18 protein-coding genes are annotated in these 22887 nt (G+C 65.5%); 6 read left to right on the forward strand and 12 right to left on the reverse strand.

The annotated features are described in order from the left end of the window. Positions 1-2: 2 nt before the first annotated feature. Positions 3-1223 carry a cytochrome P450 gene (locus BCCGELA001_RS34600; protein ID WP_060737338.1) on the reverse strand — a complete coding sequence of 407 codons (1221 nt, stop codon included), beginning with the start codon at positions 1221-1223 and terminating at the stop codon, positions 3-5. 83 nt (positions 1224-1306) lie between these two features. Here BCCGELA001_RS34600 and BCCGELA001_RS34605 point away from each other — a divergent pair, with 83 nt between their 5' ends. After that, complete coding sequence (locus tag BCCGELA001_RS34605; protein WP_008540868.1) at positions 1307-1813, forward strand: MarR family winged helix-turn-helix transcriptional regulator; 507 nt, start codon at positions 1307-1309, stop codon at positions 1811-1813. A 369-nt stretch (positions 1814-2182) separates the two neighbouring features. Here the strand turns inward: BCCGELA001_RS34605 and BCCGELA001_RS34610 are convergent, their stop codons facing one another. Then, positions 2183-4033 (reverse strand): feruloyl-CoA synthase, encoded by a 1851-nt coding sequence (locus tag BCCGELA001_RS34610; RefSeq protein WP_008540866.1) that lies wholly within the window; start codon positions 4031-4033, stop codon positions 2183-2185. Positions 4034-4181: 148 nt separating this feature from the next. Here BCCGELA001_RS34610 and BCCGELA001_RS34615 point away from each other — a divergent pair, with 148 nt between their 5' ends. Together BCCGELA001_RS34615 and atzF are read left to right on the forward strand one after the other, a co-directional pair. Beyond that, positions 4182-4676, forward strand: coding sequence for a MarR family winged helix-turn-helix transcriptional regulator (locus BCCGELA001_RS34615; protein WP_008540864.1), 495 nt, complete (start codon positions 4182-4184; stop codon positions 4674-4676). Between the two features lie 182 nt (positions 4677-4858). After that, the gene (gene atzF / locus BCCGELA001_RS34620; protein ID WP_060737339.1) at positions 4859-6646 is read left to right on the forward strand and encodes an allophanate hydrolase; all 1788 of its coding nucleotides are present in this window, start codon (positions 4859-4861) and stop codon (positions 6644-6646) included. Positions 6647-6762: 116 nt separating this feature from the next. On the opposite strand, the gene BCCGELA001_RS34625 is transcribed toward atzF, so the two are convergent. The 10 genes from BCCGELA001_RS34625 to ugpB all read right to left on the reverse strand — a co-directional run bounded on the left by BCCGELA001_RS34625 (position 6763) and on the right by ugpB (position 17896). Continuing rightward, the gene (locus BCCGELA001_RS34625) at positions 6763-7485 is read right to left on the reverse strand and encodes a GntR family transcriptional regulator (protein ID WP_008540853.1); all 723 of its coding nucleotides are present in this window, start codon (positions 7483-7485) and stop codon (positions 6763-6765) included. Positions 7486-7489: 4 nt separating this feature from the next. Further along, entirely contained in the window at positions 7490-7882 is a 393-nt protein-coding gene (hpxZ, locus tag BCCGELA001_RS34630) for an oxalurate catabolism protein HpxZ (RefSeq protein WP_060737340.1), read from the reverse strand. Position 7883: 1 nt separating this feature from the next. Then, a complete protein-coding gene (locus tag BCCGELA001_RS34635) occupies positions 7884-9278 on the reverse strand; it encodes an AtzE family amidohydrolase (RefSeq protein ID WP_060737341.1) in 1395 nt (464 codons plus the stop codon). 7 nt (positions 9279-9285) lie between these two features. After that, positions 9286-9465 carry a DUF4089 domain-containing protein gene (locus tag BCCGELA001_RS34640; protein ID WP_008540837.1) on the reverse strand — a complete coding sequence of 60 codons (180 nt, stop codon included), beginning with the start codon at positions 9463-9465 and terminating at the stop codon, positions 9286-9288. Positions 9466-9495: 30 nt separating this feature from the next. Next, on the reverse strand, positions 9496-11271 hold the full coding sequence (locus tag BCCGELA001_RS34645) for a dipeptide ABC transporter ATP-binding protein (RefSeq protein WP_060737342.1): 1776 nt from the start codon (positions 11269-11271) through the stop codon (positions 9496-9498). A 151-nt stretch (positions 11272-11422) separates the two neighbouring features. Then, positions 11423-12322 carry an ABC transporter permease gene (locus BCCGELA001_RS34650; RefSeq protein ID WP_060737343.1) on the reverse strand — a complete coding sequence of 300 codons (900 nt, stop codon included), beginning with the start codon at positions 12320-12322 and terminating at the stop codon, positions 11423-11425. Between the two features lie 9 nt (positions 12323-12331). Then, the gene (locus tag BCCGELA001_RS34655) at positions 12332-13345 is read right to left on the reverse strand and encodes an ABC transporter permease (protein WP_060737344.1); all 1014 of its coding nucleotides are present in this window, start codon (positions 13343-13345) and stop codon (positions 12332-12334) included. 116 nt (positions 13346-13461) lie between these two features. Beyond that, the gene (locus tag BCCGELA001_RS34660; protein WP_008540823.1) at positions 13462-15084 is read right to left on the reverse strand and encodes an ABC transporter substrate-binding protein; all 1623 of its coding nucleotides are present in this window, start codon (positions 15082-15084) and stop codon (positions 13462-13464) included. 384 nt (positions 15085-15468) lie between these two features. Continuing rightward, positions 15469-16416, reverse strand: coding sequence for an aminoglycoside phosphotransferase family protein (locus BCCGELA001_RS34665; protein ID WP_008540821.1), 948 nt, complete (start codon positions 16414-16416; stop codon positions 15469-15471). A 142-nt stretch (positions 16417-16558) separates the two neighbouring features. Beyond that, positions 16559-17896: a sn-glycerol-3-phosphate ABC transporter substrate-binding protein UgpB gene (gene ugpB / locus BCCGELA001_RS34670; RefSeq protein WP_060737345.1), complete on the reverse strand. Its 1338-nt coding sequence runs from the start codon at positions 17894-17896 to the stop codon at positions 16559-16561. A 188-nt stretch (positions 17897-18084) separates the two neighbouring features. Here ugpB and BCCGELA001_RS34675 point away from each other — a divergent pair, with 188 nt between their 5' ends. Genes BCCGELA001_RS34675 through BCCGELA001_RS34685 form a run of 3 tightly spaced genes read left to right on the forward strand, consistent with a single transcriptional unit; the run spans position 18085 to position 22883 of the window. After that, positions 18085-19080, forward strand: a complete 996-nt coding sequence (locus BCCGELA001_RS34675; RefSeq protein ID WP_060737346.1) for a TRAP transporter substrate-binding protein — start codon at positions 18085-18087, stop codon at positions 19078-19080. A 6-nt stretch (positions 19081-19086) separates the two neighbouring features. Continuing rightward, positions 19087-21165, forward strand: a complete 2079-nt coding sequence (locus tag BCCGELA001_RS34680; protein ID WP_060737347.1) for a sensor histidine kinase — start codon at positions 19087-19089, stop codon at positions 21163-21165. After that, a complete protein-coding gene (locus BCCGELA001_RS34685; protein WP_060737348.1) occupies positions 21135-22883 on the forward strand; it encodes an ATP-binding response regulator in 1749 nt (582 codons plus the stop codon). The genes BCCGELA001_RS34680 and BCCGELA001_RS34685 overlap by 31 nt, the downstream gene beginning before the upstream one ends. Positions 22884-22887: the final 4 nt, after the last annotated feature.

Here is a 22887-nt window from a genome sequence, read left to right on the forward strand (position 1 = left end):
CGTCAGGCCGGGGTGATGGTGACAGGCAGGCTATCGAGCCCGCGCAGCGTGTTGTTGAAACGACGCTCCGGCTCGCCCGTGATCTCGATCTTCGCAATGCGCCGCGCCAGCGCCGTCAGCATCACCTCGCCTTCGAGGCGGGCGACGAGCTGGCCAACGCACATATGGATGCCGGAGCCGAAGCCGACATGACCGGAGGTGCGACGACTGATGTCGTAGCTGTCGGGCTTGTCCCAGCGGCGGGGATCGCGATTGGCGGCAGCGAGGAACATCAGCACCTTTTCGCCCTCACCTATTCTGGCACCTGAAAGTTCGACCTCCCGTGTCGTGGTGCGGAAGAAGGTCTGTACCGGGCTTTCGAAGCGCACGGCTTCCTCGAAGGCGCCGCGCGCGAGCGAAAGATCGTCGCGCAGGCGCTGCCATTGATCCGGGAAGCGCGCGAGACAATAGACCGCGGCGCCGATACCGTTGACGGTGGTGTCGAGGCCGGCGGACAGCAGCGACCGCACGAGCAGCGGCGCTTCGGTCGCTGTGATGGCTCCCTCGTCGACTTGCGCATGGATGCAGGCGCCGAAGCCGCCGGGCGCAAGATTTTCGCGCTGGCACTGCTCGGCGACATAGGCCTGGTGCGGCGCCGAGCGCTCGATCGCCTCCTGGCGCAACTGGTTGGGCGGACCGAACGCGTTGAACACCACGCTCGCATAGGGAATCAAATGCTCGCGCCCCTCCGGCTTCAGCCCAAGCGCATCCGGAAAGATCGAGAGCGGATAGGCTTCGGCAAGATCAGTGATCGCATCGAAGCTGCGCGTCTCCAGCAGCGCATCGACCCGCGCCTCGGCTGCGGCGGCGAAGCGGTCACGAACCTGCTTCATCACGGTCGGCGACAGCACTTTCGACAGCACGGCCCGGGTGCGAGTGTGCGCGGGGGGATCGGCTTCGAGGATGAGGCTCGGCGGCCGCCACGGTGTCTCCTTCTTGAAGTCGGAGAGGCCGACGCCGCGGCTGGAGCAGAAGGTCGCGGGATCGTTCAGCACGGCGTGGACCTCGGCATATCGCGCCACGCCGTAAACATTCCATTTGTCGAGATAGACCACCGGCCCGGCCTCCCGCAGCAGCTCGTGCGTGGGATAGGGGTCGGCAAAAAAGCTCATCGCGAAGGGATCGACGTCGAGATGCGGGACGGACGCGACACCGGTTGATTCGGGGGAGCCGGATGCGGTCATGGGAGACCTCTTTCATTTTGATCTTGTGAAAGGGCGGCGCATGCCCTTAGCTCACGGAGCCCGCCGCGAGCCAGAAGCCCGACATGCCCGTGCCTTCGACCAGATCCCGTCCTAAAGCTGCGCCCGCTGACACGGGACCGACGCTCGACCTTGATCGTTACGTCCCGGCGTTCGTCACCTTCATCGCCAACAAGCTCTCGAACAGCGCGACCGCGTTCTATCAGCGTGAGTTCGGCGTCAACGTCACGGAATGGCGGATCATGTCGCTGCTCGCGATCGAGCCCGGCATTCCCGCCTCGCGCATCTGCCAGGTCATCGGCTTCGACAAGGGACCGGTGAGCCGGACGCTCGCCGGGCTCGAGAAGCGCGGGCTGGTCGCGATCCGCACCGATCCGAACGATGGCCGCACCCATTCGATCTCGCTCACCGCGAAGGGCCGCACCACCCATGACAAGGTGATCGCCGCCGCGCTCGAGCGCGAACGGCGCCTGTTGTCCTGCCTCAGCAAGGACGAGCGCGAGGTGCTGATCGACCTGCTTCGCCGGCTGCACGAAAATCTCGGCGCGGTGACCGGCAGCACCGAGACCTGACGGACCGCGCGCGGCACGCCATCCCCCGTCATTCCCGGTCATGCGCCGGCTTTTGCCGGCGGCACCCCTTCTGCCGTGCATTGCTTCCTCCAGAAAGAACGCAGCGGTTCGCCCGCCGTCATCTCTGTCTGGAACGGTTCGCACAAATTAGTTGCTTAGGCAACAAAAGAATCCGCAAGATAATGCGGCAGGATTGTTGGCCTAATCCAGTTCCGTCCTCATCTCCCGGACGCGGCGCGGCATGAAATGACGCGACGCAGAGCCGGGATCCAGCGGCGACGAGCACAATGAGAGATAGGCCCCGGCTCTGCAGCGCATCACTGCGTGCTGCGCCGCGTCCGGGGCACGAGAGCCGTTAGGGCGCCACGGTTACAACCCGATCCACTCACCCGACGCATCATCATTCAACCGCCTCATCGCATCGGCGCGCCGGGTCAGCACGGCGCGCTGGTTAATGTAGCCCTTGTCGGTGATCTCGCCGCCGTCGACGGAGGCCGGCTCCGCCAGCAGCAGCGCGCGTGTGGCGTGGCCGGAGGAATTGCCGCTCTGCTGCTTGAGCCTCGCCAGACCCTGTGCGATCGCCGCCCTGACCTTGTCATGCGCCAGCACCTCGCTCACAGCCGCCGTCTCCGGCAGACCGGCATGAGCGCGGCAAGCGGCGATATTCGGGAACACCAGGAAGCGGACCTCGTCGCCACCATGACCGGCGACGACGATGTCTTGCGCAAGCGGCGCCAATGCAGCGATGCCGGCGACACGCAACGTGCCGACGCTGACCCAGGTGCCGGAATTGAGCTTGAAGTCCTCCGCAACGCGGCCATCGAAGAACAGGCCGCGCTCCGGCCTGTCCGGGTCGGCAAGCTTCACGGCGTCACCGATGAGATAGAAACCCTCTTCGTCGAACGCTTGCCTGGTCAGCTCCGGCGCCTTCCAGTAGCCCGGCGTGACGTTGGGCCCACGCACGCGCACCTCCAGCTTGTCGCCGGAGGGGACGAGCTTGAGCTCCGTGCCGGGAATCGGTACGCCGATATTGCCCGAGCGTTCCGCGAGAAAGTGGCAATCGGTCGCGAGCGGGGACGTCTCGGTCGAGCCCCAAGCCGAGACCATCGGCAGCGGCCGGCCGACGGTCTCGATGGACAGCTGCTCCAGCGCATCCCAGAGATTTTGCGGCAATGCCGCACCGGCATAGAAGGCGAACTTCACCTCGCCGAAGAAGCGGCGGCGCAGTTCCTCATCGCCGCGCAGCGCCGCGATCAGCATGTCGAAGCCGCGCGGTACGTTGAAATAGACCGTCGGCATCACGCTTTTCAGGTTGGCGAGCGAGGTCGCGAACAGGCCGGGAGCAGGCTTGCCGCCGTCGATATAGAGCGAGCCGCCGTTGCGCAGCACGAGGTTGAAATTATGGTTGGCGCCGAAGGTGTGGCTCCAGGGCAGCCAATCGAGGATCACGAGATTGCCGCGGCCCGGCGCGAGAAACGTCCAGGTCTGCGCCTTGGCTTGTTGACTGGACGTCAGCATGCGCTGGGTGTTGATGACCGCCTTCGGCGTGCCGGTCGAGCCCGAGGTGAACAAGAATTTCGCGATCGTGTCCGGCGTAATCGCGGCGAAGGCCTTTGCGACGCCAGGCGTCTCCGGCGTTGCCGCAACGGTGCGGAAGGCAAGCGCATCGGCGTCGTCGCCATGGCCGCTGACGATCTGCGCATTGTGCAGCGGCTTGATCGCGGCCAGCGCCGAGGCGAAAGGTTTGATCGCGGAAACATAGATCGCGCCCGGCTCGAGCAGCGAAATCATGCTCTTCAGCTTGTCGAAATCTTTCGACATCAGCGAATAGGCCGGCGAGATCGCAGCTGAGGGCACGCCGACATGCTGCGCGGCGAGCGCGAGCAGCGCGTGATCGATGCTGTTGTCGGAGAGGATCGCGAGCGGGCGCGTGGCGCTGAGGCCCTGCGCGAGGATCCAGGAGGCCGCCCCACGCACCTGCCGCAGCGCCTGCCCATAGGTGATGGTGGTCCACGGCGCTTCGGCAGCACCGCGCTCGGCGAGAAAGATTGCATCAGGCGTTTCCCGCGCCCATTGCTCAAGCCAGTCGCCGATGCAGCGTGCACTCTCGCCGAGCGGCTCGGGTGAGCGCAGCACGACGCTGCCGTCGGCGCGGTGCTCCGCGATGGTCCTCGGCGTTGCGAACAGGCCTGCAACGTCACCGCGTGACGCGAGTGTCATGGTTTCCTCCTCGCCCGGAATCCGGATCGGCCGCAGCCTCGTCCCGGGCTGCTTCGGCCATAATGTTGGGCACGACAATTGTTGTCGTCAACAACAATCTTTCGTCCGGCCCGCCAAGGCGCTAAGGTCGCGCCAAGGGAGACACGATGTGACAAGCAGCGCAGCCCAGCCGTCCCCACGCAAGCGCGCCGTCAACGGGAAGGCACCGCGGAATGACGCCGACGAGGTCGGCCTCGACGCGCTGGTCGGGCACGCCGGGTATGCGGTGCGCCGCTTCCAGATCTGGATCTTCCAGGATTTCATCAAAACCCTCGGCGAGGTCGACATCCGACCGACGCAATATTCGGTGCTGACGGTGATCGGCGCCAATCCCGGCCTGTCGCAGATGGCGGTGGCCAAGCGCCTCGGCATCGAGCGGGCCCGGCTGGTGCATCTGCTCGACAGCCTCGAGCAGCGCAAATATGTCAAGCGGATCAAGTCGAAGACCGACCGGCGCTCGCATGCGCTGCACCTCACCGCGCAGGGCGAGACGGCTCTGGCCAGGTTCAAGCGCCTCGCCGCGGAGCACGAGCGGAATGTCGAGGCCAGGATCGGCCGGGAGAACCGGCAGCACCTGCTCCGGATCCTCGCCGACTTCACTTGACGCTGACTGCCTACAGTTTGAGCAAATGCCGTAGCCGGGCGCTCGGATGCTCGCCTACGCCTCGCAACAAGTCATTGATCTCGCAATAATATCCGGGGCATCGGGCCAGCTCCGATACTGTACACAATGGCACATCGTTTGCTTGAACCCGGGTGAAGAGACAATGCCGGAGTTTTGTCGCCATGGGGGCTGAGCAGCCTGAAACGATCGCCGCGATTGTGGCCGCGCATCGCGCGGGCACGCTGACGCCGGCGCAGACGGTCGCGCGGACCTATCAGCGCATCCGCGACCGCAACGATCCCGCCACCTTCATCAGCCTGCGCGACGAGAAGGACGCGATCGCGGAGGCCGAGAGGCTTACCCGTGCGGATGCCGCGAGCCTGCCGCTCTATGGCGTCCCGGTCGCGGTGAAGGACAATATCGACGCGCTGGGCTTTCCGACCACCGCAGCCTGCCCGGCCTTCTCCTACACACCGACGCGCGATGCCACCGCCGTGGCGCGCCTGCGCGCCGCCGGCGCCATCATCATCGGCAAGACCAATCTCGACCAGTTCGCGACCGGCCTCGTTGGCGTGCGCTCGCCTTACGGCATTCCCAGGAATTCGATCCGCGACGATCTGGTCCCCGGCGGCTCGAGCTCGGGCTCTGCGGTCGCTGTCGGCGCAGGGCTGGTACCGCTCTCGCTCGGCACCGACACCGCCGGCTCCGGCCGCGTGCCGGCCATGCTCAACAACATCGTCGGGCTGAAACCGAGCCTCGGCATGATCTCGACCACAGGCCTCGTGCCGGCGTGCCGCACGCTCGACTGCATCTCGGTGTTTGCGTTGACGGTGGACGATGCCGCGCTTGCGCTGTCGGTGATGGCAGCGCCGGACCAGGCCGATCCGTTCTCGCGCGAGCGGCCGCTTCAACCGATCACGCCGTTCCCTCAAAACTTGCGCCTCGGCGTGCCCAGGAGCGGACAGCTGATCTTCTTCGGCGACAAGAAGGCGGAAGCCGCCTATGCCGATGCGCTGAAGCGCTGGGCCGCGCTTGGCGCCACACTGGTCGAATTCGACCTCGAGCCGTTCTACGAGACGGCGCGGCTGCTCTATCAAGGGCCGTGGGTGGCCGAGCGATATCTCGTGATCAAGGATCTGCTCGCGTCCGCACCTGAAGCGATCCATCCAGTGACGCGCGAGATCACGGCGGCCGGCGCGCGGCTGACCGCTGCAGACACCTTCTCGGCGCTTTATCGTCTGCAGGGCCTGCGCAAGATCGCCGAGCGGACCTTTACCGATATCGACGCGCTGGTGCTGCCGACGGCGCCGACCGCCTATACGACCGCGCAGGTGCTGGCCAATCCGATCGAGCTCAACAGCCGGCTCGGCACTTACACCAATTTCGTCAACCTACTCGACCTCTGCGGTCTTGCGGTGCCGGCGTCGATGCGCGCGGACGGCATTCCGTTCGGCATCACGCTACTCGCGCCCGCAGGACACGACGCGTTGCTCGCCAGCATCGGCCGCGTGTTCCATGCCGATGCCAAGGGCGCGGAGCAGGCACCGCTCGCGCCGCTTCCCGCAAGCAGCAGTGACGAGATCCCGATTGCAGTGGTCGGCGCGCATCTGTCGGGCATGGTGCTGAACCGCGAATTGACGGCACTGAACGGAAGCCTGATCGAGGCGACGAGAACCGCGCCGGACTACAAGCTCTATGCGCTCAACACCACGCCGCCGAAGCCGGGCATGCTGCGCGTCGAAACCGGCAAGGGCGCCGCCATCGAACTGGAGATCTGGTCGCTGTCGCCGTCGGCCTTCGGCCAATTCGTCAACGCGATCCCCGCGCCGATGGCGATTGGAACGGTGCGGCTTGCGGATGGCCGCAGCGTGAAGGGGTTTCTGGTCGAGCCGGAAGTGCTGGGCGAAGCGCGTGATATCACGGCGTATGGCGGCTGGCGGAAGTATGTGGCGGAAGCTGCCAAGGCGTAAGGTGCCGTAGGGTGGGCAAAGCGTAGCGTGCCCACCACTTCCAACATCGCTTGCGGATGGACGGTGGGCACAGCGCTTCGCGCCTTTGCCCACCCTACGGCACTGCGCGCAGTGCCCTACACCGACACCGCGTAGATCTCGTACTCCCCGCGCACCAGCTCGATATGCGCGCGCATCGCGGCTGCCGCGCCCTGCTTGTCGCCGCGCATGATGGCGACGACGACGCGGTCGTGCTCGGCTTGAGACTTCGCGAGACGGCCGAGATTGCGGAACTGGGCGCGGCGGAACGGCTGCACGCGAACGCGTGTCGCCAGCGTGATCTCGGCGATATAGCCGTTCTGCGAGCCCGCATAGATCGCGTTGTGAAAGCGCTCGTTGACCTCGTGGAAACGCTCGGGATTGCCGGCATGGCTCAGCACCCGCAGCTCTTCGTGGATGGCCTCTAAGCCATGCCGCTCCGCGGCCGACATACGCTCGGCGGCAAGGCCGGCGCACAGCGCCTCGAGCTCGGCCATCGCCTCGAACATGCTGGTGAGACGCTGGATCGAGGGCTGCGCCACCACCGCGCCGCGATGGGCGCGCGCCTCGACGAGACCGCTGGCGACCAGCTGGCGCAGCGCCTCACGCACGGGCGTGCGCGAAACACTGAAGCGCCGTGCGATGTCGGTCTCGTCCAGCGGCGCGCCGGGCGCCAGGGTTCCGCGCACGATCTCGTCGGCGAGTTGAAGCCGCAGCTCCTCGGCGCGCGTGACCTTGTGCAGGCCGGGTTGCGCCCGGTCGACCCGTGGCACCACCGGCTCGGCCGGCAGCGTCCCGGGCGGAAGATCGTCAAGCGTCATACGGTCAGGTCTCGTTCGACTCGTCGATGATGCTGACATGGGCCGCGACGACGCGCCAGCCCTCCGGGAAGCGTATCCAGGTCTGCATCTGCCGGCCGACCTTGCCCGGCGCGGTGTCGCGATAGAACAGGGTGGAGGCCACGGCCGTATCGCGGCCGTAGCTCGATATCACGGTCTTCGCCGTGCGGCGGTTCAGCCCGACCGGCGAGCGGCCGGCGCGGAAGCCCGAAATCGCCTCATAGCCATAGAGGTTCTCGCCGATGCCGTAGCGTATCGTGCGGGGATCGTTGCGGAAGAGCTCGCCGAGCACGGCGACGTCGTTGCTGACGAGAGCCTGCTCATAGCGGTCGAACGCGGCTTTGACTTCCGCGATCACGTCGGGGAGATCGATCTCCATCTCACAATCCTCTTGGGCCGGGCGCGGCAACGACGCCCATCTGTTCCAATGCATAGGCGACGCGCAGCGCGATGTCTTCGCGCCAGGGCGCGGCGATGATCTGCACGCCGATCGGTAGCGGCTCCAGCGGCACCGGCACTGCCACCACCGGCAGGCCGACGAACGAGATCGGCTGGGTGTGGATGCCGATATTGGCGCGCACCGGCAGCTCGACGCCGTCGAGCGTGAAATTCACCTGGCCGAGCTTCGGCGCAGTGCAGGGCGTTGCCGGCGCGATCAGCACGTCGACCGACTTGAATATCTCGGCGAGTTGCGCGCGATACCAGCGGCGGAATTTCTGCGCGCGGTCGACCAGCGGCGCCGGCACCATGGCGCCGGCGATCAGCCGGTCGCGCACGGCCGGATCGAAATCGTTCGGGCGCTTGCGCAGGCGATCGAGATGCAGCGAAGCACCTTCCGTGGTGGTGATGACGTAAGCCGCGGCGCGGGCGCGCGAGGCCTCGGGCACGTCGACAACCTTCGTTGCGCCGAGCGCTTTGGCGACACGACTTACCGCCTCGACAGCTTCCGGAAACACGTTGTTCTGGAAGTAGCCCCCGGCGATGGCAATGCGCAGATCCGAAACCGGATTGGCGATCAGCGGCAGCGTCGGCTCCAGCCCGCGCGTCGTGCAAGCGCCGTCGTCGGCATCCGGCCCCTGCATCGCGTCATAGGCGAGCGCGAGGTCGGTGACGGAGCGCGCCAGCGGACCGAGATGATCGAGGCTCGCCACGAACGGGAACGAGCGCGCCCGCGACAGCCGGCCATAGGTTGGCTTCAGGCCGAAGATGCCGCAGAACGAGGACGGCACGCGGATCGAGCCGTTGGTGTCCGATCCCAGCGCGATCGGCACCAGCGCGCCGCCGACGGCGCTGCCGGAACCGCCGGAGGAGCCGCCGGTCATGCGCGTCGTGTCATGCGGATTGCGAGAGGGACCGTCGTGGACGTTCTCGCCGGTGAAGTCATAGGCGTATTCGCCCATGTTGAGCGCGCCGACCAGCACCGCGCCGGCGGCCTCCATGCGCTCGATCAGCGTGGCGTCACGCTTGGCGGGTGCGAGATCGCGGTTGATCTTGGAGCCGGCACGCGTGGAGAGGCCCGCTACGTCGAACAGGTTCTTCACGGCGAAGGGCACACCGGCGAGCGGGCCGACGTCCTTTCCCGCCGCGATGTCGGCATCGATCGCCCGCGCTTTCGCGCGGGCGCGATCGGCGGTGACGTCGGTGAAGGAATTGAGGACGCCATCATGCTGCTTGATGCGCGCGAGCACAGCTTCGGTGGCGTCGAGCGCGGACATCTTGCGGTTTGCGACCGCTTTCGCGATCTCGGCAGCATTCATCTCTGGCTTGGCGGTCATGGCAGCATCAGACCGTGAAGATCGGCGCCGGCTCGGTCTCGTCCGGCAGCGGAAATTCGTCGACGAGGCGGGCGAGCCGCAGCGAGACCTCGAGGTTGGCGCGCACCGCGGGCCTCCAGGCGTCCTCGACCGGCAGCGCCAGGGCTTTCGATACGGCGTCGATATAGTCGTCCAGAGGTTCGGCCATCACGCTCTCAAGCTGATCTCAGTGCACTCTTTAGTGTGTCTGCAGCGGCGGATGCGGGATCGCCGTCAGCAGCTCCTTGGTATAGTCATCCTTGGGATCGCTGAGCACCTGCTCGGAAGAGCCCTCCTCGACGATCCGCCCGGTCCGCATCACAATGACACGTTCGCACAGCAAGCGCACCACATTCAAATCATGCGAGACGAACAGATAACTCATACCTAGCCGCTGCTTGAGGTCCTGCAGCAGGTTGAGCACCACGGCCTGCACCGAGACGTCGAGCGCCGCCGTGGGCTCGTCCAGGATGACGAGCTTTGGATGCAGCGCGATGGCGCGGGCGATGCCGACGCGAGCCTTCTGGCCGCCGGACAATTGATGCGGGAAGCGGTCGAGCAGATTGTGCGGCAGGCCGACCATGGTGGCCAGTTCCTCGCAGCGGGCGCGCAGCGCGTCGCGGCCCTTGATGTCATCGAGCTGCAGAATCGGATCGGCGATGGCGCGCGCGGCGGTGAAGCGCGGGTTGAGGCTGTCGGTCGGGTCCTGGAACACCATCTGGATGCGGCTGCGCTGCGGCAGCCGGGCGAAGGCGGCAGGCGCGATGCCCGAGATGTCCTCGCCGTCGAACTGGATCAGGCCCGAGGTCTGGTCGAGCAGGCGCATCACCATCATCGACGTCGTCGATTTGCCGCATCCGGACTCCCCGACGAGGCCGACGCTCTCGCCATGGCCGATCGAGAAGCTGATGCCGTCGACGGCGCGGAACACATCCGGCTCCACGGGCGGCTTGCGGCCGAACAGTTTTCCGAGCACGGCGGTGGCGCCCTGACGGGGATATTCCTTCACGAGCTTGTCGACGAGGAGGAGGGGTTTCTCGTCACCCCCGGGCCTGACCCGGGGGTCCATCGATCGAGAGGAGTCTTGCGAAGCTTGATGGATGGCCGGGTCAAGCCCGGCCATGACGGCTGAGGGCTGCGCGGCGCCTTCCTCTTCCGGCAGCAAATCCCGCAAGTTCACGCCGAGCCGCGGCGTCGCGCGCATCAGCTTCTTGGTGTAGGGGTGCTGCGGGTTCGCGAAAATGTCGGCGGCGTTGGCGGTCTCGACCACGCGGCCCTTCTCCATCACGACGACGCGGTCGCAATAGGCAGCGGCAAGGCCAAGGTCATGCGTGATCAGGATCGTCGACATGGCGCGGCGCTTGGTCAGCTCGACGATCAGATCCATCACCGCCTTCTGCGTGGTGACGTCGAGGCCGGTGGTCGGCTCGTCCGCGATCAGCAGCTGCGGATTGCAGGCGAGCGCGAGCGCGATGACGACGCGCTGGCACATGCCGCCGGACAATTCGAACGGATAGGCGTGGTAGCGCTCGCGCGGACGTGCGATCTTGACCTGCTCCAGCGCCTCGATCGCCTTCTCGCCGTGATCTTTGACCTGGGCCTGCTGCACGTGGGTGCGCAGCACGTCCTCGATCTGGTCGCCCACTTTCCGGATCGGATTGAGCGCCGCGCGCGGGTTCTGGAAGATCATCGAGACCTCGCGGCCGCGCAGGTCGCGCATCTGGTCCTCGGTCGCGGCCTTGACGTCGATGCCGGAGAACACCACCGAGCCCTCGGCGATCTTGCCGGCGCGATCGAGGATGCGCATCACCGCATAGGACGTCACCGACTTGCCGGAACCGGACTCGCCGACGATGGCGAGCGTCTCGCCCTTGGCCACGGAGATGTTGACGTGCTGCACCGCCTTGACGATGCCGCGGCGGGTGGTGAATTCGACCGTGAGATCCCGGACGTCGAGCAGGGGCTGGGCGGTCATGCGGGCCTTCCGGCATTCGCGAGGTCGAAAACAACCCCATGCACAGTAGAGATGGCACTGAAGTTATTGGCGAATTTTTGAAGGATCTTTGCAAGCGAGGGAGGCAGCGCCTCCTCACACCCGAAATGCTGGAGTTCGAACCCGACCACCATCACGTCCTCCGCTGGGGATCGACGATGTCGCGCAGGCCGTCGCCGAGGAGGTTGAAGCAGAACACGGCGATCATCAGAGCAAGGCCCGGGAAGAGCGCGATCCACCATTCGCCCGAGACCATGAAGCCGGCGCCCTCGGCAACCATGATGCCCCATTCGGCGGTCGGAGGACGGACCCCGAGGCCGATGAAGGAGAGGCCGGCGGCGTTGAGGATGGCGTAGCCCATGGTCAGCGACATCTGCACGACCATGATCGGCATGATGTTCGGCAAAATGTGCACCAGAAGGATGCGGAATTCGCCGTTGCCCGACAGGCGCGCGGCCTGCACGAAGCCGGCATTGCGGCGGACATTGGCCTCGGCGCGTGCGACGCGGGCATAGAGCGGAAAATTCACGATGGCGGTGGCCAGGATGATGTTCTGCACGGTGTTGCCGAGGGCGGCGACGATGCCCATGGCGAGCACGAACAGCGGGAAGGCCATGATGGTGTCGGCGATGCGGCCGACGATGCGGTCGGTCCAGCCGCCGAAATAGCCCGCGGCGATGCCGGCAAGGCCGCCCATCAGGAACACCAGTGCGACCGAGGCGATCGCGATGAAGAAATCCAGCCGCGTTGCGACGATGACGCGACTGAAGATGTCGCGGCCCAACTGGTCGGTGCCAAACCAGTGCGCCGCCGACGGCGGCTTCAGGGTTGCAGCGGTGTCGGACGCGAGCGGATCGTAGGGCACCACGTAGGGACCAAAGATCGCCGCGAACACGATGATCAGGAGCAGCGCGAAGGCAAAGCCGGTAACCTTGTTCTCGCTGAGCACATAGCGGGTCTGTTCAAGGATCGCGACGAAACCTGAGGTCCGCGCGGGACCGACAGGTTCAACGGCAGGCGCAACGGAGCTCATTTGATCCTCCTAGCCTTCAAGTCTGATGCGCGGATCGATCACGCCGTAGAGGATGTCGATCACGAGGTTGAGCAGCACGTACATCACCGCCATGGTCAGCACGAAGCCTTGCACCGGTGCGAAGTCCGACGAGATCAGCGCCTCGACCGCATAGGAGCCGATGCCGGGCCAGGCGAAGACCTTTTCGACCAGCACGTTGGCGCCCAGCAGGAACGAGAACACCATGCTGAGCGTGGTGATGACCGGCAGCATGGCGTTGCGGAAGGCGTAGGTGACGATCACGGTCGACGGCGACAGGCCGCTGGCCCGGGCCGTTCGCACGAATTCCGATCCCAGCACCGCGAGCATCGAGGCGCGCGTCATGCGTGCGATCGGCGCCAGCGAGAAGATCGCGAGGGTCGTCGCCGGCAAAATGAGCTGGCTCAGCGCCGAGCGGAACGCCTCGACGTCGCGCGCGAGCAGGGTGTCGATCAGATAGAAGCCGGTCACGGTCGGCGGCGCGCTGTAGAACACGTCGAGGCGGCCAAGCGGCGCCGGCGACCAGCCGAGGCGGAAATAGAATACGTAGACCAGCACGAGGCCGGTGAAGAACACGGGCAGCGACACGCCGGCCGTGGTCGTGACGCGGCAGAGATGGTCGATCCATGATCCCGGCCGCGTCGCGGCGAGCACGCCCAGCGGAATGGCGATGACGATCGAGACGAAGAGACCGAGCAGCGTCAGCTCCGCGGAGGCCGGCAGGCGATTGCGGATCTCGGTCGCGACCGGCTGTCCCGTCGTAAGCGAGTTGCCGAAATCGCCATGGGCGAGATCGTTGGTGTAGCGGAAGAACTGCTCGATCAGCGGCCTGTCGAGCCCGAGCTTCTTGCGGATCTGCTCGACGGCCTCCTTGGTCGCGGCGGGCCCGGCGAAGTAGGCGGCGGGATCACCCGGCAGCGCGCGCGTCAGCAGGAAGGTGACGATGACGACGCCGATCAGCGAGGGAATCGCGAACATCAGACGCTTGCCGATCATTGCTAACACGCGGCGAACTCCTCGTTCCGCTGCTCTCGCGCAAATAGTGAATAGCGAGTGGCGAGTGGCAATACGCCCCAGTCGGTGGTCACCATTCGCTACTCCCTATTCGCTACTCGCCTCCCTCACCCCTTCGCCATGGCGCGGTAATCCAACCTCCGGTGGAACCAGTATTGATAGCCCGAGATGTTCTTCTGCATCGCGACGTTGACGAAGGGCTGGTACAGCGGGATGCGCGGGATGTCGGTGAAGGCGAGATCGACGAAGCCCTTCACGTCCTTGTCGTAGGCCGAGGTGTCGCCGGTGGCGGCGGCGGTGCGCGCGCCGTCGATCAGCTTGTCCATCTCCGCCGACTTGTAGCTCATGGTGTTGAAGACGGAATTGTTGCCGTGATAGCACCAGTAGAAGAAGTACTCGGGGTAATCGAGCCAGCCCGAGAACACGTTGGTGAAGAGCGGCATCTCCTTCTTGTTGAGCTCGGTGCGCCAGTTGGCGCCGGGCACCTTGTTGATGGTGGTCTTGATGCCGAGCTGAGCGAGGCTCTCCTGCACGAGCACGCATAGCGGTTCGTTGACGCCGGCAAAGTTGAGGTCGAACGAGATCGTGGTCTCGAAGCCGTTGGCGTAGCCGGCTTCGGCGAGCAGCGCCTTCGCCTTCGCCATGTCGGTGTTGTATTTGTGCGGCTGCGGCCACGCGACGTCCGTGGCCTTGTCCGCGGGCGCACCGAACATGGGATTGCCGAGCCCGAACAGCACGGCGTCCATGATCTTCTGGTAAGGCAGCGCATAGGCGATGGCCTGGCGCACCTTCGGATTGTCGAAGGGCGGCTTGGTCACGTTCATGCCAATATATTGGATGCCGTTGGAGAAGGGCAGCGACACCACGTTGAGCTTGCCGTTCGCCTTCATCTCCTGAAAATCCTTGAACGGCAACTCGTAGGAGATGTCGGCATCGCCGCGCTCCAGCAGCGCACGGCGGTTGCCGGCCTGCGGCACCATACGCCAGATCACGCGCTTGATCTTGGGCAAGGGACCGCCGACCCAATCGTCGTTGCGCTCCATCACGACTTCGGTGCCGGCCGTCCACTTCGTCACCTTGTAGGCGCCGGAGCCCGCGGTCTGCTGTTTGGTGAATTCGAGACCCCAGGGATCCTTCTCGCTGGCGTGCTTCTTGACCAGCTCGGAATTGACGACGCAGGGCACGATGACGGCGAGATCGGGGATCGTCAGCTTGTCCTTCTTGAGGAAGTCGACGCGCACCGTGTGGTCGTCGATCACGACGAACTGCTCGGGCTTGGTCAGCGAGCCCGCGCTCATCTGGAAGGTCGGGAAGCCGCCGACGCTGACCGCGCGGTCGAGCGACCATTTCACGTCTTTCGCGGTGACCGGCGTGCCGTCGTGGAATTTGGCGTTCTTCTTCAGCTTGAAGGTGACCGACATGTCGTCGATCTTGAAATCCTCGGCGAGCTCGCCCTTGAACTTGTCGCGGTCGTAATAGGGCACGCCGCCGGGGCCGGTCTTCATCTCGTGGCTGATCAGGCGGTCGTAGCAATTCCAGGACACCTCGTAGCCGGGCACGTTGGTGCCGATGCCGTGGATGTCGAGATTGTTGGGGCCGCCTTCCGAGACGATCAGCAGCGTCTCCGAGCGGGCGTCGGCCTTGGCCGAGGAGATTACGGACGACACGGCCGGAAGCGCCGCGCCAGCGGCCAATCCGGAAACGGACTTGAGGAAATCGCGGCGCTTCATGAAATCGCTCCAACACAAAGTTTTTGGTTGGAACCGGATTCGCAAGGTTCGTGCCAAGGGTTAAGGGAGCGTTACAATGTCTTTAAGCCCCTGATATCACTGCATCTTCCAAGCGAATCCCGAAAGCCACAAATCTGGCCACGGCGCAAATTGCATACAAAGATCGGCATTTGCATATAAATTATGCAACAAATTCTTGTCGCTCATGTGCGAGGCGGCTCAGAACGAGCTTTGAAGAGCGTGCCGCGGCAGCCACCATCGCTGTCGTTCCCGGGCGATGCGCAGCATCGAGCCCGGAATCCATCGGGCGGCAGTACGTGCGGTACAATGGATTCCGGGCTCGCCGCTTCGCGGCGCCCCGGAATGACGGTACCCCCAGAGCGCTCAGCTGGCCCAGATCAGCTCCTGCAGCTCGATCAGGTCGTTCGCCTGCTCCTGCCAACCCTCGATACAGATGTGGCTGTTGAGATCGCTGGCACGGTGCAGCAGCATCAGGGCCATCAGGCGGCGCTTCAGCGCATCGTCGGGCTTCGGATAGCCAAAGCCTTCGAGCAGATTCTTCACCCGACCCGGCCGGCCCGCTGCCATGAAGGCGCTGGGGCCGAGCAGATCGTAGTCGCGCCATCCTGCGAGGACGTCGCCGAAGTCGAACAGGCCGGCAAGCGACCATTGGCCGTCATCGCAGGCGAGCAGAAAGTTCTCAGGGATGTATTCGCCGATCAGGATCACCGGCGGCGCATCCATCGGGATCAGCTGTTCCGCGTCACACAGGAGGTCGTCGAGGCCGGCGAGGAATTTGGGCGCGAGGCCGAGACGCGTATGCCGCGCCCTGCAGCCCTGCATCTGCCGACGCATGAAATCGTCCCAGCGCGGCTCGATTCTACCGAGCGCACCGAGCGGGACGCGCTGTACGGAAGCGATGGTCTCGCCGATCTGACGCAGCAGGCGCTCCTTCTGGTCTTCCGGCAGATGCGGCCAGACCTCGGAGCCGAGCGTGCCAGCAAGGCGCGTGATGATCAGGTAGGGCCAGCCGTCGCGCTCACCCTCCGCAACGATCTCGGGGATCGGCAGATGCAGGCGGCCGTTGAGCTGCGTCAGTGAGCCACGCTCGGAGACGAACTGCGCGCGCAAGAGCGGCGGGAATATCTTGAGGATCAGCTTGTCGCCGAGCCCGATCACGAGGTTGGTGCCGGTCGCAAAGACATGCGGCGCGTCGGCGTCGAAGCCGTGGCTGCGCGCGATGTCGAGCGCGATCGGCAGCCATTGCGAGGAAGCGGAGCGGAAAGCGCGGAAGCTTTCGGCGTCAGTGAGGTGGGGCAGCGTCATCGACATCGGCGCACTCGATGCATTTGAGGTCGTCATGCCCGGGCTTGTCCCGGGCATCCACGTTCTTCGCGCTGTGGCTGAGGCGTGGATGGCCGGGACAAGCCCGGCCATGACGCTGTGGAAAGATCTTGCCCCTTTAACGCTGAGCCTACCGCTCCGGGCTGGCCCGCTCGAACTGGCGGAGGATCTTGTTGCCGCGCTCGACGGCGGAGTTGAGCGCTGATTGCGCGCTCTTCTGGCCGGAGAAGGCCTGCTCCAGCTCGTCCTCGATCGCGCCGCGGATCAGCACGAAGGAGCCCAGCCTTATGCCCTTGGAGTTCTCCGTCGGCGGATTGAGCGTGATCTCCTCGAACGAGATCGCCGAGCCCGGATTGCGCTCGTAGAAGCCCTGCGAGCGCGTCAGCTCGAAGGCGGCGCGGGTCACGGGCAGATAGCCGGTGTTCTGGTGCCAGGCGGCCTGCACGCCGGGCTGGGAGAGATAGGCGAAGAACCGGGCCACGCCCTTGTACTCTTCGCGGGGCCGGTCGCGCAGCACCCAGAGCGTGGCGCCGCCGATGATCGAATTTTGCGGCGCGCCCTTCATGTCGGGCCAGTACGGCATCATGCCGTAGCCGATCTCGAATTTCGAATTCGCTCTGATGTCGGCGCGCGTCGCCGAGGAGCCGATGAAAATACCGCATTCGCCCTTCTGGAAGCGCGGCTCGGCCGATTGTCCCCGGCCGCTATAGTCGAACAGCCTGGTCTTCTGCCACTCGCTGAGCGCTGCGATGTGATGCACGAGCGACGGATTGTTGATGGTCAATTCCGCGTCCAGCCCTGCGAAGCCGTTCGCCCGGGTCGCCAGCGGCAGGTTATGGAAGGCAGAAAAATTCTCGACATGGATCCAGGACGGCCAGGACGTGGTGAAGCCGCAAGGCGCGCCGCGATCGCGCAGGCGCTTTGCTGCGGCGCCCAGCTCCGGCCAGGTCTTCGGCGGCACCTCGGGATCGAGGCCGGCGTCGCGGAACATGGTCTTGTTGTAATAGAGAATCGGCGTCGAGGAATTGAACGGGAACGACAACAGATTGCCGGCCGCATCGGTGTAGTAGCCGGAGACGGCGGGAAGGTAGTCGCTGAGCGAGAACGGCTCGCCCTGGTCGCGCATCAGGCTGAACACCGGATAGATCGCGCCCTTGGCCGCGGTCATGGTGGCGGTGGCGACCTCGTTGACCTGGACGATGGCGGGCTGGCTGCGCGAGCGGAAGGCGAAGATCGCCGCCGTCACGGTCTCAGTGTAGTTGCCCTTGTAAGTCGGCACGATCCGGTAGTCGGATTGCGAGGCGTTGAAGTCGGCGGCGAGTTTTTCCAATTGCCGGCCGAGCTCGCCCGACATGGCGTGCCACCACGCGATGTCGGTTGCCGCCTGTGCTTTCGAGATGAATGTGAGGGCTGCGAGGGCAACGACCGGCAAAAGGCGCAATGCTGAAATCACGATGGCTCTTCCGATCTGGCGGCGCTAAACGGCGACCGTCCCTGCTTAAGGCGCGGCCATTGCGGTTTCAACCGCGAATGCGCGCCGGCCGCGCCGCACAATCGGTCCCTCGCCGGGAGCCGGGATAGCCTTCCATCAACCATCTGCTAGATTGCGTTGAACCTTTTCCTTCCGCCATAGACTCCACCACTGAGGGGTTGAGTGTGCCAGTGCTGAGCCGTGCCGAACTCTCGCGGACCGGGGTGATCTTCGTCGCGCTTTTGTTGACCGTCTGGACGACGGGCGCCCTCGCACGCGAATTTCGCGCCGCCGACACCCAGGCCGAGGATTATCCGACCGTCCAGGCGCTGCGCTACATGGGCGCCCTGATCGCCGAGCGCACCGGCGGCCGGCACGAGATCAAGGTGTTCCACTCCCGCCAGCTCGGCGAGGAAAAGGAGACCATCGAGCAAACCCGGGTCGGCGCCATCGACCTCAACCGGACCAACGTCGCCCTGATCGGCAATTTCGTCCCGGCGATGAACGTGCTGGCGATGCCGTTCCTGTTCCGGTCCATCGAGCACATGCAGAAGGTGCTGGACGGGCCTATCGGCAGCGAGATCCTCGGCAGCTTCGAGCCCTATGGCTTCGTCGGGCTCGCCTTCTACGATTCCGGCGCGCGCTCGATCTACAATGGGCTCCGTCCGGTCAGGAACGTCGCGGACCTCAAGGGATTGCGGATCCGGGTGCAGCAGTCGGAGTTGATGAACCAGATGATGCGCTCGCTCGGCGCCGAACCGATCGAGCTGCCCTACGGGCAGGTGCTCACCGGGCTTGCCAACCATCTGATCGACGGCGCCGAAAACAACTGGCCATCCTTCGTGACCACAGACCATTACAAGCATGCCGGCCATTACACCCTGACCGCGCACACGATGAGCCCGGAGGTGCTGGTGATCTCGCTGAAGGCCTGGAACAGCCTCTCGGCGGAGGAGCAGACGATCTTCAAGGAGGCCGCGCAGCGCTCGGGCCGATTCATGCGCGAGAAATGGCGCGACCTGGAGGAGCAGTCGCAGCGCAAGGCGGAAGCGGCCGGCGTCACCATCATCAAGGACATCGACCGCAAGCGGTTCGAGGATGCCATGGCTCCGATCTATGCCAAGGCCGCGCGCGATCCGGCGGCGGCCGCGCTGATCGAACGCATTCGCAAGGTGGAGTAGGTCCAGTTGATCGCAGCCGGACATAGCGAGCACGCGGACAGGCCGGCCGGCCCGCTCGGGCGGCTGCGCGCGCGGCTCGTCGGCGTGCTGCGCGCGGTGCCGATCCGCTGGCGCATCCTGTCGATCGCGGCGCTGAACTCCGCCGTGGTGGTGGTGCTGGTCGCCATGATCTGGAACGGCGCCCATGTGCTGGGCTCGGCCTGGGACGACGTGCGCCAGGTGCGCGAATCCGACCGGATCCTGGCGCTATTGGAAAGCGAGACCGGGCGGCTGCAGAACCTGATCCACCGCTACATCAACCAGCCGAGCCCGGACCTGTTCGCCGAGATCCTCCTGCTGCGCGAGGCGGTGCTGGGCACGCTGACCAACCGCGCCACCAAGGACCCGATGCTATCGGGCTCGGTTGAGGACCTCGAGCGCACCACCGACCGCTTCCTCAACGGCTTCGGCGAGCTGCGCGGCGTGCAGGCCACCATCGCCAAGACCTATGAGGAGGAGGTGCAGGGTCCGGCCAGGGACATGGCGGGCCTCTATTCCATCATCGAAGGCGCCACCGGCCATCGCGACGCGCTGATCTGGCCCTCGCTCGGCAAATCCCGCGAGGCTTTCACCGCGATGCTGGTCGCGGCCAATTCCTACTATCTGTCGCAGTCGGCGGGCGCGGCCGACGACGCCCGGCGCCACACCGAGACGATCGAGAAGACCATCCCCGTGATGATCGATCTCGCCGACAACGATCTCCAGAGGATGGCCTTGCGGCGCCTCGGCGCCCGCACCGCTGCGCTGCGCGTCGGTTTCGCAAAACTCTCCGAGCAATTGGCGAGCCGCACCGAGCTGCTCCGCAACACCATCGACGCCAGCCAGGCCGAGGCGATCGGCGCCATCGACGATCTCTCGACCAAGATGCGCCAGCGCGAGCAGAAGGCGCAGGAGACCTTCGACCGCACCCTGGCCGACATTTCCCGCCGCGTGCTGTCGATCGCGGTGATCTTCCTCGGCATCATCCTCACCGCCGGCGTGATGATCGCGCTGTCGATCCGCCTACCGCTGCAGCAGATCATGACCGCGATGCGCGCGATCACGCTCGGCGACCTCGACCGCGAGGTGCAGGGCACCAAGGCACGCGACGAGGTCGGCGCGATGGCGCGCGCGGTCGAGGTGTTCCGCGAGAACGCGATCGCGAAGCGCCAGACCGAGGACGAGCTGCGCGCGTCGAAGGAGAAGGCGGAGAGTGCGCTGCTCGAGCTCAACGCCGCGCAGCAGAACCTGATCGATGCCGAGCGGCTCGCCGCGCTCGGCGGCCTCGTTGCCGGCGTCGCGCACGAGGTCAACAACCCGATCGGCATCAGCCTGACGGTGGCCTCGAGCTTTGCCCGGCGCACCGAGATCTTCGAAGCCCAGCTCAAGGGCGAGGGCGGGCTGCGGCGCTCGCAGCTGGAGGAGTTCGTGCAATCCTCGCGCGACGCCTCGCAGCAGCTGGTCGCCAATCTCACCCGCGCCGGCGAGCTGATCCAGTCGTTCAAGCAGGTCGCGGTCGACCGCTCCCATGCCGAGCGGCGGCAGTTCAGCTTAAGCGAGGCCACCGACCAGATCATCGCCAGCCTGCGCCCGGTGCTGAAGCGCTCGCCGATCACGCTTCAGGTCGACGTGCCCGAAGGGCTGCTGCTCGACGGCTATCCCGGCTCCTACGGCCAGATCCTGACCAATCTGTTCCTCAATGCCGCCAACCACGCCTTCGCCGACGGCCGGGCCGGCACGATCGCGATCTCGGCGCGGCCGCGCGGGACTGAAGATATCGAGATCAGCTTCGCCGACGACGGGGCCGGCATGACTCCAGACGTGCAGCGCCAGGCCTTTGACCCATTCTTTACCACCCGGCGCAATGAAGGTGGCACGGGACTCGGCCTTCATATCGTCTATAACCTCGTGACCCAGCAGCTGGGCGGCCGCATGATGCTGGAATCCAAGCTGGGACAAGGCACTACTTTTCGCATTATCATGCCCCGCATCGCCAAGGGCGGCGCGCAAAGCACAGAAAGTGACGGGACTTCTCAATGGCCGAACAGGACGATGTCCTCCACCTGATCGACGATACCGGTACCGCGTCGGAGGATGCCAACGCCCGGAAATGGAAGATCGCCGTCATCGACGACGATCCGGCCGTGCATGACGGCACCCGTTTTGCTCTCTCGGATTACAGCCTGAACGGCCAGAGCCTAGAGATCCTGTCGGCCTATTCCGCGGCCGAAGGTCGCAAGCTGATGGCCGAGCACAACGACATCGCCGCCGTGCTGCTCGACGTCATCATGGAGACCGACGTCGCCGGCCTCGAGCTCGTCGAGTTCATCCGCAACGAGATCAAGAACGAGACCGTCCGCATCATCCTGCGCACCGGCCAGCCCGGCCAGGCGCCGGAGCGGCGCGTGATCGTGCAGTACGACATCAACGACTACAAGGCCAAGACCGAGCTCACCGCCGACAAGCTGTTCACCTCGCTGACCGCGGCGCTGCGCTCCTACCAGCAGCTCGAGCGCATGGTGCAGACGCGGCGCGGGCTGGAGATCATCATCGATGCAGCCTCGACGCTGTACGACTTCAAGTCGATGCAGCGGCTCGCCGAGGGCGTGCTGACCCAGCTCGCCTCGCTGCTCAACGTCGACTGCGCCGGCATCCTGGTCCTGCGCGACAACGGCGGCATCGATCCCGAGCTCTCGGTCCTCGCCGGCAGCGGCTGCTACAGCCGCTTCATCGGCACCACGACGTCGAAGGCACTCGATCCCGATCTGCGGGCGATGGTGGAGGCGGCGTTCCAGCGCCGCAAGAACGAATTCGCCGACCATCGCAGCGTGATCTATTTGCGCACTGGATCCGGCCGCGAGGTCGTGGTGCTGCTGCAGGCCGAGCGCGAGCTGTCCGAGACCGACCGCTCGCTGGTCGAGATCTTCTCCTCGAGGCTCTCGATCGCCTTCGACAACGTCATCCTCTACCAGCAGCTCCAGGACGCCAACACCCAGCTGGAGGACCGCGTCGCCCAGCGCACCCGTGCCTTGATGCAGGCCAATCGCCGCCTGTCCGCGCAATGGCTGCGGCTACAGCGCGCCAACGGCTTCAAGAACGAGATTTTGGGCACCGTCGCGCACGACCTGAAGAATCCGCTCGGCGTCATCCTCGGCCGCACCGAGATGCTGAAGGAGCTGATCTCGACCGGCGCCTCGGAAAACGGCGTGGTCGCCCAGGTCGACCACATCCGCGACGCCACCAAGCGGCTGACCACGATGGTCGATCACCTGATCTCGGACGCGATGGCGGATGCCTTCGACATCACCATCCGCCGCGAGCCGGTCGACGTCGCGGCCCTCGTCAAGGAGGTCGCCGACGCCAACCAGCCGCTCGCGGTCAACAAGCAGCAGACGATCAGCGTCACCGCGCCGCCCAACATCGTCACCATGTGCGACACAGACCGCATCCGCGAGGCGATCGACAACCTCATCAGCAACGCCATCAAATACTCGCCGATCGGCGGCAAGATCGACGTGGCCGTGACCCATGAGGGCAGCGAAACCATCGTCCGCGTCACCGACGAGGGCGCCGGCCTGTCGCCGGAGGATCTCGGCCGCCTGTTCGGCCGGTTCCAGCGGTTGTCGGCAAAGCCGACCGCCGGCGAGAGCTCGACGGGGCTTGGGTTATCCATCGTCAAGCGTATTATCGACATGCATGGCGGCGAGGTGACCGCCGACAGCGACGGCCCCGGCAAGGGCTCGACCTTCACCATCACCCTCCCCGCGACCGAAATGCCGACCTAGTGCC

This window comes from Bradyrhizobium sp. CCGE-LA001 (genome assembly GCF_000296215.2).
Lineage (GTDB): Bacteria > Pseudomonadota > Alphaproteobacteria > Rhizobiales > Xanthobacteraceae > Bradyrhizobium.